12 protein-coding genes and 3 tRNA genes are annotated in these 16821 nt (G+C 69.4%); 8 read left to right on the top strand and 7 right to left on the bottom strand.

Features of this window, described 5'->3' with window-relative positions:
- Nucleotides 1-456 precede the first annotated feature (456 nt).
- From SMIR_RS26270 to SMIR_RS26285, 4 genes are all read right to left on the bottom strand, one after another.
- The gene (locus SMIR_RS26270; RefSeq protein ID WP_168491251.1) at nt 457-2385 is read right to left on the bottom strand and encodes an ABC transporter ATP-binding protein; all 1929 of its coding nucleotides are present in this window, start codon (nt 2383-2385) and stop codon (nt 457-459) included.
- Nucleotides 2385-4118 (bottom strand): ABC transporter ATP-binding protein, encoded by a 1734-nt coding sequence (locus tag SMIR_RS26275; protein ID WP_212727461.1) that lies wholly within the window; start codon nt 4116-4118, stop codon nt 2385-2387. The genes SMIR_RS26270 and SMIR_RS26275 overlap by 1 nt, the downstream gene beginning before the upstream one ends.
- Before the next feature lie 204 nt (nt 4119-4322).
- A complete protein-coding gene (locus SMIR_RS26280) occupies nt 4323-5777 on the bottom strand; it encodes an FGGY family carbohydrate kinase (protein ID WP_168491247.1) in 1455 nt (484 codons plus the stop codon).
- A 211-nt stretch (nt 5778-5988) separates the two neighbouring features.
- Nucleotides 5989-6294, bottom strand: a complete 306-nt coding sequence (locus SMIR_RS26285; protein WP_168491245.1) for a YtxH domain-containing protein — start codon at nt 6292-6294, stop codon at nt 5989-5991.
- Nucleotides 6295-6439: 145 nt separating this feature from the next.
- Here SMIR_RS26285 and SMIR_RS26290 point away from each other — a divergent pair.
- From SMIR_RS26290 to SMIR_RS26300, 3 genes are all read left to right on the top strand, one after another.
- Nucleotides 6440-6512 (top strand) — tRNA-Asn (locus SMIR_RS26290).
- A 5-nt stretch (nt 6513-6517) separates the two neighbouring features.
- Nucleotides 6518-6590 (top strand) — tRNA-Asn (locus tag SMIR_RS26295).
- A gap of 165 nt (nt 6591-6755) precedes the next feature.
- Nucleotides 6756-6829 (top strand) — tRNA-Ile (locus tag SMIR_RS26300).
- Nucleotides 6830-7188: 359 nt separating this feature from the next.
- Here the strand turns inward: SMIR_RS26300 and SMIR_RS26305 are convergent.
- The 3 genes from SMIR_RS26305 to SMIR_RS26315 form a co-directional block, all read right to left on the bottom strand.
- Complete coding sequence (locus SMIR_RS26305; RefSeq protein WP_212727462.1) at nt 7189-8634, bottom strand: extracellular catalytic domain type 1 short-chain-length polyhydroxyalkanoate depolymerase; 1446 nt, start codon at nt 8632-8634, stop codon at nt 7189-7191.
- Between the two features lie 175 nt (nt 8635-8809).
- On the bottom strand, nt 8810-10171 hold the full coding sequence (locus SMIR_RS26310; protein ID WP_212727463.1) for a tannase/feruloyl esterase family alpha/beta hydrolase: 1362 nt from the start codon (nt 10169-10171) through the stop codon (nt 8810-8812).
- Nucleotides 10172-10207: 36 nt separating this feature from the next.
- The gene (locus SMIR_RS26315) at nt 10208-11815 is read right to left on the bottom strand and encodes a long-chain fatty acid--CoA ligase (RefSeq protein ID WP_168491239.1); all 1608 of its coding nucleotides are present in this window, start codon (nt 11813-11815) and stop codon (nt 10208-10210) included.
- A 241-nt stretch (nt 11816-12056) separates the two neighbouring features.
- On the opposite strand from SMIR_RS26315, the gene SMIR_RS26320 reads away from it, so the two are divergent.
- From SMIR_RS26320 to SMIR_RS26340, 5 genes are read left to right on the top strand one after another with little or no spacing between them, the layout of a single operon-like run.
- Nucleotides 12057-12815: an ABC transporter ATP-binding protein gene (locus tag SMIR_RS26320; protein ID WP_075026739.1), complete on the top strand. Its 759-nt coding sequence runs from the start codon at nt 12057-12059 to the stop codon at nt 12813-12815.
- On the top strand, nt 12808-13500 hold the full coding sequence (locus tag SMIR_RS26325; RefSeq protein WP_168491237.1) for an ABC transporter ATP-binding protein: 693 nt from the start codon (nt 12808-12810) through the stop codon (nt 13498-13500). Before SMIR_RS26320 ends, SMIR_RS26325 begins: the two co-directional genes overlap by 8 nt.
- A 48-nt stretch (nt 13501-13548) precedes the next feature.
- Nucleotides 13549-14796 carry an ABC transporter substrate-binding protein gene (locus SMIR_RS26330; protein WP_212727464.1) on the top strand — a complete coding sequence of 416 codons (1248 nt, stop codon included), beginning with the start codon at nt 13549-13551 and terminating at the stop codon, nt 14794-14796.
- A gap of 60 nt (nt 14797-14856) precedes the next feature.
- A complete protein-coding gene (locus tag SMIR_RS26335) occupies nt 14857-15723 on the top strand; it encodes a branched-chain amino acid ABC transporter permease (protein WP_075026736.1) in 867 nt (288 codons plus the stop codon).
- Nucleotides 15720-16751, top strand: a complete 1032-nt coding sequence (locus SMIR_RS26340) for a branched-chain amino acid ABC transporter permease (protein WP_168491233.1) — start codon at nt 15720-15722, stop codon at nt 16749-16751. Before SMIR_RS26335 ends, SMIR_RS26340 begins: the two co-directional genes overlap by 4 nt.
- Nucleotides 16752-16821: the final 70 nt, after the last annotated feature.

Here is a 16821-nt window from a genome sequence, read left to right on the forward strand (position 1 = left end):
AGCAGGGGCCCCATCATCCCCGGGGGCTCCGCCCCCAGACCCCCCGATCGGCCTGAACGGCCTCGTCCTCAAACGCCGGACGGGCTGAAAGATGCGCGCCAGCGCTACTGAGGGGCGCGGGGAACTGCGCGACCAGCCCCCACCCGACCTCAGTCGAAAGACCACCCTCCGGGGTCTGGGGCGGAGCCCCAGGAGGATGGGACGGGCAGGGGCGGTGGGGGCGAGGAAATGCTTTCCGTGACCCTGCCCGCCGCCCCTGCCCGCACCCCCTGGAGCCTGTCCGGTCGATCACGGCGGAGACGCGGGGGGTGGCACGCACATCTGCGGCGTTGTCGTCGGTCAACGACGCTCCGCGTCGCCTCCCTCCTCCGCCTTGCAGCTGCACGCACCACCCCCCGCTCACCGGCATCGACGAGGCGCCGCTGCTTCCCTCCACCGTGATCGACCGGACAGGCCCTAGTCGACCTCCGCCACCGCCTGGGCGAACTGGGCCTTGTAGAGGCGCGCGTACGCACCGTCGGCCGCCAACAGCTCCGCATGCGCGCCCTGCTCGACGATCGACCCGTTCTCCATCACGAGGATGGTGTCCGCGTCCCGGATCGTGGAGAGCCGGTGGGCGATCACGAACGACGTCCGCCCGTGCGCGAGCTTCGCCATCGCCTTCTGGATCAGCACCTCCGTACGGGTGTCGACGGAACTGGTCGCCTCGTCGAGGACGAGGATCACCGGGTCGGACAGGAACGCCCGCGCGATGGTGATCAGCTGCTTCTCGCCCGCGCTGACCCCCGTACCCTCGTCGTCGATGACGGTGTCGTAGCCATCCGGGAGCGTACGGATGAAACGGTCCGCGTGCGCGGCCCGCGCCGCCTCCTCGATCTCCCCGCGTGTGACCTCCCGCGAGGCCCCGTACGCGATGTTCTCCGCGATCGTGCCGCCGAACAGCCAGGTGTCCTGGAGCACCATCCCGATCCCGGCCCGGAGTTCGTCCCGGGACATGGACGCGATGTCGACCCCGTCGAGGGTGATCCGGCCGCCGGTGACGTCATAGAACCGCATCAGGAGGTTCACCAGCGTGGTCTTGCCGGCGCCGGTCGGGCCGACGATCGCCACCGTGTGGCCCGGTTCGACCTTCAGCGACAGGTCCTCGATGAGCGGCTTCTCGGGGTCGTAGCGGAAGGACACGTGCTCCAGCGCCACCCGTCCGCGCAGCTCGTCGGGGCGCGCCGCCGGCACCGGGTCGGCCTCCTGCTCCTCCGCGTCGAGGAGCTCGAAGATGCGCTCCGCCGACGCGACACCGGACTGCACGAGGTTCGCCATCGAGGCGACCTGCGTCAGCGGCATCGAGAACTGGCGGGAGTACTGGATGAAGGCCTGGACGTCGCCGATCGACAGCGAGCCGGACGCGACGCGCAGACCGCCGACGACCGCCACCAGCACGTAGTTCAGGTTCGACACGAACATCATCAGCGGCTGCATGACCCCGCTGTTGAACTGCGCCTTGAATCCGGCCTCGTACAACTTCTCGTTCTGCTCGGCGAACTGCGCCGCCGACTCCTCCTGCCGCCCGAACACCTTCACCAGCGTGTGCCCGGTGTACATCTCCTCGATGTGGGCGTTGAGCTTGCCGGTGGTGCGCCACTGCTGCACGAAGTGCGGCTGCGAGCGCTTGCCGATGCGCGTGGCGACGAAGAAGGAGAGCGGGACCGTGACGAGCGCGACCAGCGCGAGCAGCCACGACACCCAGAACATCATCGCGAGCACGCCGATGATGGTCAGCAGGGAGTTCACCAGCTGGCCCATCGACTGCTGCAGGGTCTGCTGGATGTTGTCGATGTCGTTCGTGGCGCGGCTGAGCACCTCACCGCGCTGGCGCTTGTCGAAGTACGACAGCGGCAGCCGCGAGAGCTTCGCCTGCAGGTCCTCGCGCATGTGGTAGACGGTCTTGTTGACGGCCCGGTTCACCAGGCGCGTCGCCACCGCCATCAGCAGGCCGGCCAGCAGGAACGTACAGAGCGCGAGCAGCAGTACGTTTCCGACGGCACTGAAGTCGATGCCCTTGCCGGGGGTGAAGTCCGTCCCGGCGAGCATGTCGGCCATGCCGCCCTCGCCGCGCTTACGCATCGAGGCGAGGACCTCGGCCTTGGTGGCGCCGGCCGGCATCTGCCGCCCGATGATCCCCGCGAAGACCAGGTCGGTGGCCTTGCCGAGGATCTTGGGTCCGACCACCGAGAGCCCCACGCTCAGGACGACGGCGACCAGCATCCCGTACATGGTGACGCGCTCGGGTTTGAACTGGGCCAGGAGCCTCCTCCCGGACACCTTGAAATCCATCGAGCGCTGATCGGGGCCGCCCCCGGCCATCATGCGTCCCATGGGCCCGGCCATCAGGCGGCCTCCGCTTCCGTCAGCTGGGAGAGCACGATCTCCCGATAGGTCTCGTTGTCGGCCATGAGCTCGTGGTGACGCCCCGTGCCCACCACCCGGCCCTCGTCGAGGACCACGATCCGGTCGGCGTCCCTGATGGTCGACACCCGCTGGGCGACGATCACCACGGTCGCCTCGGCGGTCTCCTGGGAGAGCGCCGCGCGCAGCGCCGCGTCGGTCGCGTAGTCGAGCGCGGAGAAGGAGTCGTCGAAGAGGTAGATCTCGGGGCTCTGTACGAGGGTGCGGGCGATGGCGAGGCGCTGGCGCTGGCCGCCGGAGACGTTGGTGCCGCCCTGTGCGATCGGCGAGTCCAGGCCGTTCTCCAGCCGCTCCACGAAGCCCTTGGCCTGCGCCACCTCCAGCGCGTGCCACAGCTCCTCGTCGGTCGCGTCCGGATTGCCGTACCGGAGGTTCGTGGCGACCGTCCCCGCGAAGAGGTACGGCTTCTGGGGGACGAGTCCGACCGTCCTGGCGAGCAGCTTCGGCTCGACGGTCGCCACGTCCACGCCGTCGACGAGGACTTCTCCGTCGGTGGCGTCGAACAGCCGGGGTACGAGCCCGAGCAGCGTCGACTTGCCGCTGCCCGTCGACCCGATCACGGCGGTCGTCTCACCCGGCCGCGCCACCAAGTCGATGGACTTCAGGACGGGCTCCTCGGCACCCGGGTAGCGGAAGCCTGCGCCGCGGATCTCCAGGTGGCCGTGGCGCCGCAGCTCCACGACGGGCGCGCTCGGCGGCACGACGCTCGACGAGGTGTCCAGGACCTCTTCGATGCGCTCGGCGCAGACCTCCGCGCGCGGCACCATCATGAACATGAAGGTGGCCATCATCACGGACATCACGATCTGCATGAGGTAGGCGAGGAACGCGGTCAGGTCGCCGATCTGCATGCCGCCGCTGGCTATGCGGTGGGCGCCGAACCAGACCACGGCGATCGACGAGAGGTTCACGACGGTCATGACCATCGGGAACATCAGGGCGAGCATCCGGCCGGTACCGAGGGACACCTCGGTCAGCTGGGCGTTGGCGGACTCGAAGCGGTCCTTCTCGTAGTCGTCCCGGACGAAGGCGCGGATGACGCGGTTGCCGGTGATCTGCTCGCGCAGCACCCGGTTCACGGTGTCCAGACGCACCTGCATGGTCCTGAACAGCGGGCGCAGCCGGCGCACGATCAGGGTCACTCCGATGCCGAGCACCGGCACCACGGCGACCAGGACCGCGGAGAGCGGCACGTCCAGGCCGAGGGCCAGCACGATGCCGCCCACACACATGATCGGCGCCGACACCAGCAGGGTGAACGTCATCAGGGTGAGCATCTGCACCTGCTGGACGTCATTGGTGGTGCGGGTGATCAGTGAGGGGGCCCCGAAGTGGCCCACCTCGCGTGCGGAGAAGGACTGCACCCGGTCGAAGACGGCGGCCCGGATGTCCCGGCCGACGGAGGACGCCGTACGGGCGCCGTAGTAGACGGCGCCGATGTTGCAGACGACCTGGACCAGCGAGATCCCGATCATCAGGGCCCCGAAGGACAGGATGTAACCCGTGTCTCCCTTGACGACACCGTTGTCAATGATGTGTGCGTTCAGGGTCGGCAGGTACAGGGTTGCGCAGGTCTGCAGGAACTGCAGCAGCACGAGGAGAGCGATGGGTTTCTTGTACGGACTGAGGTAGGTCCGAAGGAGTCGTATGAGCACGCGGCTTCTCTCGGAGTCGTCGACGACAGTGCGGTCGGTGGTGCACCACCCCCTATCGTCGGACACTCCACCCGCGTTACCTCAACCGATTAATCCAAGAGCGGACCAAGAGCGGACCGGAACCGGACCTTGAGACGTACGTCATAGGGTCCATGCCGGCCTCCGCGCCCACCGGGACACCCCTCCGCGCCCCTATTACGCCCCCTATGCCCGGAACGCCCCCGGATGCGTCTGTTCCCGTACGGACACGTACTGCTGCCGTACGGCCTGACCCACGGCCAGTTCCTCGCCGGGCTCCAGAATCTGGGCGACCGCACCCTGCCAGACAGGTGGCAGCTGGGGGTCGAGCGTGCCCTGCGAGACGCCCAGGGCCCAGGCCGCCTGACGGGCCGCGCCCAGCGCCGCGTAGTCCGCCGGCTGGGGGACGACGACCTGCGCGCCGAACAGCGCGGGCGCCGCGGCCTGCACGGCCGGCAGCTCGGCGGCCGCCCCGAGCAGGAACACCCGCCGTACGTCCACGCCGCGCCCGCGCAGCACGTCGAGCGCGTCCGCGAGCCCGCACAGCATGCCCTCGAAGGCGGCCCGGGCCAGGTGTTCGGGCCGCATCGACTCGCGCCGCAGTCCCGCGAGCGTCCCGGCGGTGTGCGGCAGGTTCGGGGTCCGCTCGCCCTCCAGGTACGGCAGCAGGACCAGCCCGTGGGAGCCCGGCGTGGACTTCATCGCCAGCTCGGACAGGCTCTCCAGGTCGGGCAGGCCGAGCAGTTCGACGGCGCCCCGCAGGGTCCGTACGGCGTTGAGGGTGGTGACCACCGGCAGATGCATGCCGGTCGCGTCCGCCAATGAGGTGATCATGCCGGAGGAGTCGACCAGCGCCTCGGGGTGTACGGCCATCACGGACCCGGAGGCGCCGAGGGACACGACCGCGTCCCCGAGCCCGATGCCGAGCCCGAAGGCCGCCGCCATGGTCTCTCCGGTGCCCGCGGAGATCAGCAGCCCCTCGGGTGTCGTCCCCGCCGCCTCGGACGGGCCCAGTACGTCGGGCAGCGTGGCCTGGTGGCCGAGCGCGAGCTCGACGAGATCCGGCCGATAGCCGCCGGTCGCCGCCGACCAGTAGCCGGTCCCGGAGGCCCCGCCCCGGTCGGTGGTCCGCCGCAGCGGCCGCCCGAGCAACTGCCACACCAGCCAGTCGTGCGCCTGCAGCAGCACGGCGGTGCGCAGCGCGGCGTCGGGCTCGGTCTTGTTCAGCCAGCGCAGCTTGGTCACCGGCTGGGCGGCCTGCGGTACGTGGCCCACGGCCTGCGCCCATGCCTCGCGCCCGCCGAGCGCGTCGACGAGATCGGCGGCGGCGACCTGTGCGCGCTTGTCACCGCCGACCATGGCCGGCCGCACCGTGTTGCCCTGCGTGTCCAGCGGTACGAGCGCGTTCTGCTGCGCGGAGACGCCGATGGCCTGCACGCCTTCGAGCAGCCCACCGCCGGCCGCCTCGCCCAGGGACAGCAGCCAGGCCTGCGGATCGACATCGGAAGGACGGCCGCCGCCCTCGGTGGTTTCCACCGGATGCGGGGCATATCCCTGCCTGAGCACGGCTCCCGTGTCCGTGTCGCAGACGACGATACGAGTGAAATCGGGCGAACTGTCCAACCCGGCGACTATCCCCATGGCGGAAATTCTGCCGTACGGCGGGGGATGGGCGCGCCGGGCCGGGCGGTAGCGACCGGCTCACGGGGTGCCCGACGGGCCGGGGCGCAGGTCGGACGGGGTGGCGCGTTCGCCGACCCCGTCAGGGATCCCTCGCCCTGCCTGCCGGGAGTCGTTCGGCTTTCGGCCGGTGGGGGCTGATCGGGTGGTTTCCCGCGCCTCTCGCGGGGCCCTACGTGTTGCTGGTGCCCCAGTCGTCCTCGCGGGTGCCGTTGGTGTTGCGTTCGCGCAGCGCGCGGACGCGGGCGGTGACCGAGTCGGGGACGTGGTCGCCCACCTTCTCGCCGACCGTGTGGAACGCCTTGCCCGCGATCTCGCGCCCCTGCTGGGCGGCGGTCTCGGCGGTGTTGCGCACCGCGGGGTTCTGCGCGACCTGGCGCGCGGACTTCTTCAGCTGCTCGTAGCGCTCGCGCCCGGCGCGCGTGCCGAGCACGTAACCCAGAGCCAGTCCGGCGACGAATGTGAGCCGGTAGCGCATGGCGGCCACCCTTCCCTTGCGTCGGCATCGGTGCGGGGGGAACCGATTGGCGGAGCACCCCCCTGCTTGCGCTAATGTATGTGTCGCAGCGAGCGCACGCCCCCTGGCGAATACCCGGGTAGGTGCGTTCGATGCAACGAGGCAATCCTCCGTAGCTCAATTGGCAGAGCAGCCGGCTGTTAACCGGCAGGTTACTGGTTCGAGTCCAGTCGGGGGAGCTCGATCTCCTGTAGCTCAATTGGCAGAGCAGCCGGCTGTTAACCGGCAGGTTACTGGTTCGAGTCCAGTCGGGAGAGCAACGGAAGAGGACCCCTCAGGGGTCCTTTTTCATGTCCGGCGGAACCGCGCAGGCCACGCCGAAGTCCTCATGGTCATGCGTTGCCGACCATCCGAAGCAGGAGATCGTATGAGCGGCTATGCTGCGGCAGACGGCGCGCACAAATGTGCGCGACGCGCCGTAAGGGGCGGTAGCTCAGCCGGTTAGAGCAGCGGACTCATAATCCGTCGGCCGTGGGTTCGAGTCCCACCCGCCCCACTCCGCGCTACGCGTGAAGAAACGATGCCGCCTGCGCACTCGCGGTTTGCCAGCAACAAGGTTGCGGCCCCCGGAGCTGATCCGGGGGCCGCTGTCGTGCGTTTCGCGTTCTTTGCACTCGTCCGGGGGAACGACCGGGGAATCGCTGTTCCCTGGTGTGACGTCAGTTCGAGTCAGGAGCGGCCCGATCGGGCCCGCGGGTGACTGGCGGGCCGGGAAGTGTCCCCGAGGGGCCAGTGCGGCCCGCGTCGCCTGCTGTGGGGCGCAAGGTCTTCCTGGCCCTTCGGCGGTGCCCTGCGACTGCTCACCGCCGACGCCACTGCTCACCGCCGACAGGGCGTGAGCTGTGGCAGGCCTGGTCAGGCGGGGCAGCCGGAGTCGGCGATCACGTAGTGACCGATGGCGGTCTCCTCGAGGGTGTGGGTGGTGAAGGTGTTGTACAGGCCCATGGACTGGTTGGAGCCGTTCGCGTAGGTGTAGCCGCCGCTCTGGTGGGCGCGGCCCGCGGCGACCTGGTTGTAGTTGTTCGCGGTGAAGCACTGTGGCTGAAAGCCGGTGGTGGTCGCCGTCACGGCCGTGCCGACGGCGCCGGCCTTGCCCGACGAGTCGACGGCGGCGACGGTGTAGCTGTATCCGGTGCCGGAGGCCAGTCCGTTGTCCGTGTATGAAGTGGAGGTCGTCGAGCCCGTCTTCGTACCGCCGCGGTAGATGTTGTACGAAGCGGCGCCGCTGACGGCGTTCCAGGAAAGTGACGCGCTGGTGTCCGTGGTGCCGGTCACCGCCAGCCCGGTGGGCGCGGGCAGGGCACCGGTGCCGCCGCCGGAGGTGCCGTCCAGGCCCCAGAACTTCGCCGTGTAGTAGCTGGAGCAGATGTAGTTGAGGTAGTACGTGCCGGTCGTGCCGCACTGGTCGGCCCCGGAGCCGGGGCTCACGGCGAGGCCATGTGCCATGCCGGAGACGGTGAAGGTCTCGACGGCAGGATCGCCGTCGGCATCGTTGTAGATGTCCTGGGTGGTGCCGCCGGTGAGCGTGGTGGTCGATGACGGGGTCTGGCTGATGCCTCGGACGTTCGTCCACTGGTCGCGGGACTCGGTGGCGTTGGCGGGGTTGACGGTCGAGTCGCCGGAACCCTGCCAGACGGCCACCCGCGGCCAGGGTCCGCTCCAGCCGCCCGATGCGCCGCGGACCAGGTCGCCCCACTGCTGCGGGGTCTTGCTGACCGGGTTGTACTCGCAGGTGAGGCCGCTGCTGAGATCGGTGGCGCAGCCCGCAGGGATGCCGGAGTCGATGGAGCCGCCCGCGAAGACATCGGGGTAGTCGGCGAGCATCACGGAGGTCATGGCGCCGCCGGCGGACAGCCCGGTCACGTACACGCGGCTGGGATCGCTGCCGTACCGCGTCTTGGCGTAGTCGACCATCTGCTTGATGGACAGGGCTTCGCCCTGGCCTCGGGTGTAGTCCTCGGACTGGTACCAGTTGAAGCACGCGTTGGCGTTGTTGGCGCTGGAGGTCTGCGGGAAGACCAGCGCGAAGCCGTACAGATCGGCGTACTTGGGCCAGCCGGAGTGGCTGTAGTAGTCGCTCGCGCTCTGGGTGCAGCCGTGCAGGGCCACGACCACCGGGGCGCCGGAGGGCAGGTTGTCGGGGACGTACGTGTACATCGACAGGCTGCCGGGGTTGGAGCCGAAGCCGGTCACCTGGGTGAGCGAGGCAGCCGACGCGCTCTGCGGCACGGTGAACAGGGCAAGCAGCAGGGCCGCTAGCGCGGCCCAGCAGGCTTTACGGGTGCGGTCACGAACCGACATGCGGTCCTCCCGTGGTGAGGGGTGGGTGGGCGGACCGCCGCGCCGGTGTCCCTCCGGAGCGGGCGGTCCGCTGCACCGTAGAACCGCAGCGACCGCCCGCCCACGGAAGCGGACCACACTTCTCGATCACCTCGGGTGTCGGCCGTCTCCACTGCGTACGGCGACGGCATCAACCTCAGTGCAAGGCGCAGGAGTTGACCAGGTCTCCCGAGGCGGACCTGGGCACGGTGCCGCTCGCCGGCGGCGCGGCCCGGTACTCGACCCAGTCGGTCAGAGCGCGGAAGGCCGAGCGATAGCAGGGCAGGATCGGCCGGAGCCGGTCCGGATAGGTGTCGTACAGGCCGTCCACGTGGGTGCCGCCCGCGATCGTGTAGTAGCGGTGCAAACGGCCACGGTGGCTGTCGGAGACCATGCGCGCGTACACGTCCGAGTCAGTGGCGATCGGCAGCAGTGCGTCGAGCGAGCCGTGCAGTGTGATCAAGGGTTTTCCGATCCTGCCGGTGAGCGAGATCCGCTCGACCGCCCGGTGCACGGAGCTCGGCCGCATCGCGTAGTCGTACGAAGCATCCGACGCGCAGGACGCGAGAATCTCCGCCGGCGTCGAACCGGCGGACGCACCCGGACACCTGGGGTCGTAGGAGGGGTCGACCTCGGAGCGGTACACCTTCTGCGTCAGGCCCCAATAGGCAGCCTCGTGGTACGGCCACAGGAACTCGGTGCCGGGAGAGAATCCGGCGGCGAGCATGTCGGCGTGGGTGGCCCGGCCCGCCTGGTACGCGACCGCGGTCGGCAGATAGGTGAACAGGTTCGGCCCGTCCTCGGTCCACAGCGCGCCCTCCCAGTCCACTCCGCCGTCGTACAGCTCGGGGTGGTTCTCGAGCTGCCAGCGGGTCAGGTAGCCGCCGTTGGAGATGCCGGTCATGTAGGTGCGGCGTGGGGCGTGCCCGTACACCTGTCGGACGACGGTCTTCGTGGCGAGGGTCAGCTCGGTGGTGCGCCGGTTCCATTCGGCGATCGCGTCGCCGGGCCGCTTGCCGTCGGTGTAGAAGTCGGGGCCGCTGTTGCCCTTGTCGATGGAGGCGAAGGCGTAGCCCTGGGCGATGACCCAGTCGGAGATCAGGGGGTCCAGCGAGTACTGCTTGCGCGTCCCGGGCGCACCGGTCACCACGAGGCCGCCGTTCCAGTGCTCGGGCAGCCGGATGACGAACTGGGAGTCGTGGTTCCAGCCGTGGGTCTTGTTGAGGTGCGAGGAGTCGGGGAAATAGCCGTCGATCTGGATGCCGGGGACGCCGGTGGGGTTCTTGGTCCCTTTGGCGGTGAGTGAGGCCCAGTCCGCGGAGTCGGTGTAGGCAGTGCCGGCGGTCGCGGCCGTGGTCATGTCGGGCAGACAGGCCGTGGTCTGGAACGCCGCGCCGGGTACGGCGATCCGGCCCTGGCCGGCGCAGCGGGGTACCGATCGAGCCGTGGCGCTCGCCGACACTCCCGCCGTCGACAGGAGCACGGCGGACAGCAAGGTGACGGTGCGTCTCAGATGCATGGTTCGCCCTCCGGGCGGGTGAAAGGGAGCGGTGAATCAGGAGTCGAAGCGGGCACGCAACGCCTTCTTGTCGAACTTGCCGACTCCGGTGCGCGGGATGGCCTCCACGACCTCGATACGGTCCGGGAGTTGCCAGCGCGCGAAGCCTCCGGCCTCGAGGTGCGCCCGCACGCGGTCGAGGGTCACGGTGGAGCCCGGGCGCGGGGCGACGCAGATCAGCGGACGCTCCTGCCACTTGTCGTCGGGGACGGCGATGACCGCGGCCTCGGCGACCTCCGGCAGCGCCATGACGGCCGACTCCATGTCCACCGAGGAGATCCACTCGCCGCCGGACTTGATGAGATCCTTCGCCCGGTCGGCGATCACGACATAGCCGTCCGGTGAGCCGATGGCGATGTCCCCGGTACGGAACCAGCCGTCCTCCGTGAACTGGGCGGCGCCCTCACCGCCGAGGTAGGAATCGGCGATCCATGGCCCGCGTACGAGCAGATCGCCCATCGACGTTCCGTCCCACGCAAGGGAATTGCCCGCCTCGTCGCGAATGTCCATCTGTACTCCGGGCAGCGGAAGACCGGCCCGGGTGCGCACCGCGTCGGAGATCCGGTCCTCGTCCCAGTCGCGCATCCGTTCCTTCGGCCATGCCACACTGGCCAGCGGCGAGGTCTCGGTCATGCCCCACACCTGAACCAGAGGGATGCCGAAGTCGCGCCGGTAGCGTTCGATCAGGGCGCGCGGCGGACGGGCGCCGCCGCACAGCAGATGCCGTAGCGACGGCAATCCACCGCCGGCGGTGATCTCGTCGGCGACCGCCATCCAGATGGTGGGCACGCCCGCGGCGACGGTGACCCGCTCGGTGGCCATCAGCTCGACCAGGGCCACGGGATCCAGCGAGCCACTGAGGAACACCTGCTTGGCGCCGTAGGGAGTGGCGGTGTAGGGGACGCCCCAGGCGTTGGCGTGAAACATGGGCACGACCGGCAGTACGCAGTCACCGGGGCCGATGGCCATGGCGGACTGCGAGGACGCGGCGATGGCGTGCAGCACGGTCGAACGGTGTGTGTAGAGCACGCCCTTGGGGCGGCCGGTGGTGCCGGAGGTGTAACACAGGCCGAGCGGCGACCGTTCGTCGATGTCGCGGGGGGCGTACGCATCCGGCAGGCCGGCGATCAGCTGTTCGTACGCCACCACCCCCGGCAGCGCGGTGTCGGGCACCTCGTCGCCGAGCACGATGACATGCCGCACGCCGGCGAGGCCGCCCCGCGCGTGCACCTTCTCCAGAAGCGGCAGCAGATCGGGATCGGCCAGGATGGCGCGGTCGTCCGCGTGGCCGATGATGTATGCCAGGTCCTCGGGGGAGAGCCTCAGGTTCAGGGTGTGCAGGACGCGCCCGGTGCAGGGCACGGCCCAGTAGGCCTCCAGGTGCCGGTATCCGTTCCAGGCAAGGGTGGCCACCCGGTCGTCCGGCGCCAGGCCGAGGGCGTCCAGGGCGTGCATCAACTGCTGTGCGCGCCGGGCGAATTCGGCGTACGTGTAACGGTGCACACGACCGTCGGGAAGTCGCGTGACCACCTCCGTGTCGGGAAAGTAGCGCGGGGCGTGTCCGAACAGCAGCCACGTGTTGAGCGGGGTCTCCATCATCGCCATGGCGCACATCGTCACCGCGGCGCGGGACCCGGGCGACGGAGGAAGACTCCAGAACGTCCCTCACCTCAGTGGAGCAAGTACCCACACCGGTGACGGGTGGAGCGGCGCGGGGAGGGAGAAGACCCACACCCGCGCGGGGGCGTCTTGTGGAGATTCTCTCCGTAGCCGCTGCTCATGGCCGAACTTAACGTCTGCCCCACATCGGCATCCGCCGCTGCATCCCCTGCGCATCCGAGGCGTCATGAGACAACCGCGCGCCATCCTGGTCACGCAAGGCCTGTCCAAGGAGTTCCAGGGCTTCCGCGCTGTCAGCGCGGTGGACCTGAGGGTCACCGAGGGCACGGTCCACGCGCTCGTAGGCCCCAACGGGGCAGGAAAGACAACCCTGTTCAACCTGCTGACCGGATTTCTCAGGCCGTCCGGCGGGCGCATCACCTTCGCCGGACACGACATCACCGGACAGCCGCCGGAGCGCATCGCCGGCCTCGGTGTCGCCCGCTCCTTCCAGGTCACCAGCCTCTTTCCGCAGATGACAGCCCGCGAGCACGTCGAGCTCGCCCTCCAGTCGGGCACCGGTCTCGGCCGCCGGTTCTGGCGCACGGACAAACTGATGCGCCGCTTCTCCGGCCGGGCCCTCGAACTCCTCGGTGACGTCGGACTCGAGCACCTCGCCGACCGGCCCGCCGGAAACCTTCCGTACGGGCAGAAGCGCGCGCTGGAACTGGCCCTCGCCCTCGCCCTGGACCCGGCGCTGCTGCTGCTCGACGAGCCGACGGCCGGCATGGGCCTGGAGGACGTCGACCGCACCGTGGCCCTCGTCGACAGGATCCGCGAGGGACGCACCGTGGTGATGGTCGAGCACAACATGAGCGTCGTCGGCTCGCTCGCCGACACCGTCACGGTCCTGCAGCGCGGCGAAGTGCTCGTGGAGGGCCCTTACGACCGGGTCAGGACCGATCCACGGGTCGTCGAGGCGTACCTGGGGGCCGACGTTGCTTGAGATCAAGGGCATCAGCGCCCGGTACGGCGAGGCCACGGCCCTGGACGAGGTGTCCCTGCAGGTCGGCGAAGGCGAGGTCGTCACTCTCGTCGGCCGCAACGGCGCGGGAAAGACCACCCTGCTGCGCTGCGCCATGGGGCTGCACCGTGAGATGACCGGCCGGGTTGCGCTGGCGGGCAGGGACATCACCGCAGCACCGCCGCATCGCAGAGCCCGGCTCGGCCTCGGGTACGTTCCCGACGACCGCGGCATCTACGCGGGCCTGTCCGTCGAGGAGAACCTGACCCTGCCGCCGGCCTCACCGGGCTCCGCGTGGCCACTGCCCCGGATCTACGACGCCTTCCCGGTGCTCGCCGCGCGCCGCCGCTTCCCCGGCGGCAAGCTCTCCGGCGGTGAACAGCAGATGCTCGCCCTCGCCCGGGTCCTGCGCGCCGGCGCGCGTGTGCTGCTGTGCGACGAGCCGACCGAGGGCCTTGCCCCGGTCATCGTGCAGCAGATCGGCGAGATTCTGCGCGGGGCCAAGGAGTACGGGGTGTCGGTGCTGCTCGTGGAGCAGAATCTGCGCTTCGCCGCGACCATCGCCGACCGCCACTACCTCCTCGCGCAGGGCCGGATCGTCGAGGCGCTCGACAACGCCGACGTACGGCAACGCGAGGGCGAACTCCTCGCCTATCTCGGACTGTGACACCCCGTCACCTCCGCTCATTCGGGACGTACGCATCAGGAGGAAGCAATGAAGCACAGGCTGTCGACGGTCGCGGCCGCGGCCGCGGTGGGGGCACTGCTTGCGGGCTGCGGGGGCGGCGGACCGAGCTCGGGCGGCGGGAAGGTCAGCGACGACAAGATCGTGCTCGGTGTGCTCACCGACCTGTCCGGCGTCTACGCGGACATCGCGGGACCGAACTCGGTGCAGGCCGTGCAGATGGCCGTCGACGACTTCAAGAAGAAGTACGGCGACAAGGCGATCACCCAGAACATCGAGGTCATCAAGGCCGACCACCAGAACAAGCCGGAGATCGCCAACACCCAGGCTCGGGAGATGTACGACCGCAAGAAGGCCGACGCGCTCTTCGACGTGCCGACCTCGTCGGCGGCCCTCGCGGTGCAGACCGTCGCCAGCCAGGCCAAGAAGCTGTACTTCAACACCGGCGCCGCCACCACGGAACTCGCGGGCAAGACCTGCAATCCGTACACCTATGAATGGGCCTACGACACCTACATGCTGGCGCACGGCACCGGCGCCGCGGTCACCGAAGCGGGAGGCAAGAACTGGTACACGATCTACCCGGACTACGCCTTCGGGCAGGACATGCAGCAGAAGTTCGAGACGGCCATCAAGGGCGCGGGCGGCAAGGTCGTCGCCAAGGACCCCACGCCGTTCCCCAGCGACAACTACTCCACCTTCCTGCTCAAGGCACCGGGCCTGAAGCCGAAGCCGCAGGTGCTCGGGGCCCTGCAGGCGGGGGGTGACCTGGCCAACGTCGTCAAGCAGTACCAGCAGTTCAAACTGAAGGACAAGGGCATCGAGCTGGCCATCGGCCTGCTCTTCGACACCGATATCAAGGCCATCGGCGCGGACAAGCTTGCCGGAACAATGTTCACCACGGCCTGGTTCTGGAACGTCGACGCCAAGGCCCAGGCCTGGGCCGACCGGTTCAAGGAGCGCACAGGACAGCGGCCCACCTTCGACCAGGCGGCCGACTACTCGGCGGCGACGTACTATCTGGAGGCCGCGCAGAAGGCGGGCAGCGACAAGGCGGCCGACGTCTCGAAGGAGCTGGACGGCACCAAGTTCAGCGACTTCTTCGCCCACAACGCCACCATCCGCGCCGAGGACCACCGGGTCGTCCACGACGCGTACCTGGCCAAGGTCAAGGACCCGGCCAAGGCGAGCGAGGCCGGTGACTACACCGAGCCGGTCAAGACCATCCCCGCCGCCGAGGCATTCGACCAGCCTTCGCCCGACTGCCATCTCAGCTGACCACCGGGGTCCGGCGGCCCGCACGACGGGCAGGCCGCCGGCCGAAGACGGGACCCACTCATGACCTCGTTTCTCCAACAGGCCTTCAACGGGCTGGTCAGCGGCAGCTTCTACGCCCTGCTCGCCCTCGGCCTCGCCGTCATCTTCGGCATGCTGCGCGTGGTGAACTTCGCCCACGGCGCGCTCTACATGCTCGGCGCGTTCGGCGCGGTCGCCCTCGCCGACAGCGCGGGGCTCGGCTTCTGGTGGGCGCTGCTGCTCGTGCCCCTCGCACTCGCCGTCGCCGGCACCCTCCTCGAACGGTTGCTGATCCGCCGCCTGACGGCCCTCGACCCGCTCTACAACTTCCTGCTCACCTTCGGCATCGCGCTGGTCTGCCAGGACCTGCTGCGCATGAAGTACGGCGCGCAGTCCCAGCCCTACGAGCGCGGTCCCTTCCCCGGCTCCATGGATCTGGGCCTGTTCGACTTCCCGCGCTACCAGGTGTTCGTACTCGCCGTCTCGGTCGCCCTCTGCCTGGCCGTGTGGCTGCTGCTCACCCGCACGCGGATCGGGACCATCGTGCGCGCGGCCACCGAACGCCCCGAACTCACCAGGGCGTTCGGCATCGACACGGGGCGCTGGGTCACGCCGGTCTTCGGCTTCGGCGTCGGGCTCGCGGCCCTGGCCGGCGTGCTCGCCGCACCCATGCGGGCGGTCAACTCCGGTATGGGCGGCGACCTGATCATCACGGTGTTCGCGGTCGTCGTCATCGGCGGCCTCGGCTCCGTCTTCGGCTCCGTGCTCGCCGGGTTCACCATCGGCATGCTCCAGGCCCTCGGCAACCTCTACGTCCCCGTCCTGTCACAGACCTCGGTCTACCTGCTGATGGCCGTCGTGCTGTTGGTCCGGCCCGCCGGACTGTTCGGCAAGGAGGAACACGCATGATCCTCGGCCTCCTCGAGAAGCTGCACGGCCGCCCCGCCCTGATCCGGTGGGGCCTGCTCACCGCCGGGCTGCTCGTGGCCATCGGCCTGCCCTGGGGCCTGTATCCGCCGGTCGCCACGGACATCCTCTGCTGGGGCCTGTTCGCCGTCGCCTTCGATCTGCTGCTCGGTCACGCCGGGCTGCTGTCCTTCGGACACGCGGCGTTCTGGGGCAGCTCGGCGTACGTCAGCGGGCTGATCGCCATCCACAGCGGACTGCCGTTCTACGTCGCCGTGCTGGGCGGGGCGGCGGCCGCCGCGCTGCTCGCCCTGCCCATCGGGTTCTTCGCGGTCCGGCGCAGCGGCATCTACTTCGCCATGGTCACCCTGGCCTTCGCGCAGATGGTGTACTTCATCGCCAACCAGTGGGGCGATGTCACGGGCGGCGAGAACGGTCTGCAGGGAATTCCCCGCGACCTGCCGGGCGTCGACCTGTCGGACTCGTTCGTCTTCTACTACGCGGCCCTGCCGGTGGTGCTGCTCGGCCTCGCCGCGGCCTGGCGGATCGTGCACTCCCCGTTCGGCCGGGTGATCGCCGCCGTGCGCGACAACTCCGCCCGTGCCCGTGCCCTGGGCTATGCCGCCGACCGCTACAAGCTCGTCGTCTTCACCGTCTCCGCGTTCCTGTCCGGCCTCGCGGGCGGGCTGTACGCGGTCAACCACGGTTTCGCCTCACTGCAGGAGGTGTACTGGACGACGTCGGGCAAGGTCGTCGTCATGACAGTCCTCGGCGGCATCGGCACCCTGTGGGGAAGCCTGCTGGGGGCGGGCGCCATCGTCCGCCTGGAGGACTGGCTGTCCACGTCCGGTTTCGAGGAGACCGGCCTGGTCACCGGCGGCGTCTTCATCGTCGTCGTCCTGCTCTTCCGCCGAGGAGTGTGGGGCACACTCGCGCACACGCTGCGCTCCCGTAGGCAGTCCCCGGCCCTCGACCGGGAACCACACCTGGAGCACGACCACGACGACTCGTCGCAACCGGTGTCGTCGTAGATCTGTGCAGACGGAGCCGGGGCGGTGAACATCGCAGGCGGGAACGCGTACCGGAACACTCAGGAGGCAT

Source organism: Streptomyces mirabilis (assembly GCF_018310535.1).
GTDB lineage: Bacteria > Actinomycetota > Actinomycetes > Streptomycetales > Streptomycetaceae > Streptomyces.

Excerpts from the sequence above, each read along its gene's own strand:
- SMIR_RS26320 (WP_075026739.1), top strand. The coding sequence starts at position 12,057 with ATGAGACAACCGCGCGCCATCCTGGTCACGCAAGGCCTGTCCAAGGAG.
- SMIR_RS26315 (WP_168491239.1), bottom strand. The coding sequence starts at position 11,815 with ATGGCGATGATGGAGACCCCGCTCAACACGTGGCTGCTGTTCGGACAC.
- SMIR_RS26330 (WP_212727464.1), top strand. The coding sequence starts at position 13,549 with ATGAAGCACAGGCTGTCGACGGTCGCGGCCGCGGCCGCGGTGGGGGCA.
- SMIR_RS26305 (WP_212727462.1), bottom strand. The coding sequence starts at position 8,634 with ATGTCGGTTCGTGACCGCACCCGTAAAGCCTGCTGGGCCGCGCTAGCG.
- SMIR_RS26270 (WP_168491251.1), bottom strand. The coding sequence starts at position 2,385 with ATGGCCGGGCCCATGGGACGCATGATGGCCGGGGGCGGCCCCGATCAG.
- SMIR_RS26280 (WP_168491247.1), bottom strand. The coding sequence starts at position 5,777 with ATGGGGATAGTCGCCGGGTTGGACAGTTCGCCCGATTTCACTCGTATC.
- SMIR_RS26340 (WP_168491233.1), top strand. The coding sequence starts at position 15,720 with ATGATCCTCGGCCTCCTCGAGAAGCTGCACGGCCGCCCCGCCCTGATC.
- SMIR_RS26285 (WP_168491245.1), bottom strand. The coding sequence starts at position 6,294 with ATGCGCTACCGGCTCACATTCGTCGCCGGACTGGCTCTGGGTTACGTG.
- SMIR_RS26310 (WP_212727463.1), bottom strand. The coding sequence starts at position 10,171 with ATGCATCTGAGACGCACCGTCACCTTGCTGTCCGCCGTGCTCCTGTCG.
- SMIR_RS26335 (WP_075026736.1), top strand. The coding sequence starts at position 14,857 with ATGACCTCGTTTCTCCAACAGGCCTTCAACGGGCTGGTCAGCGGCAGC.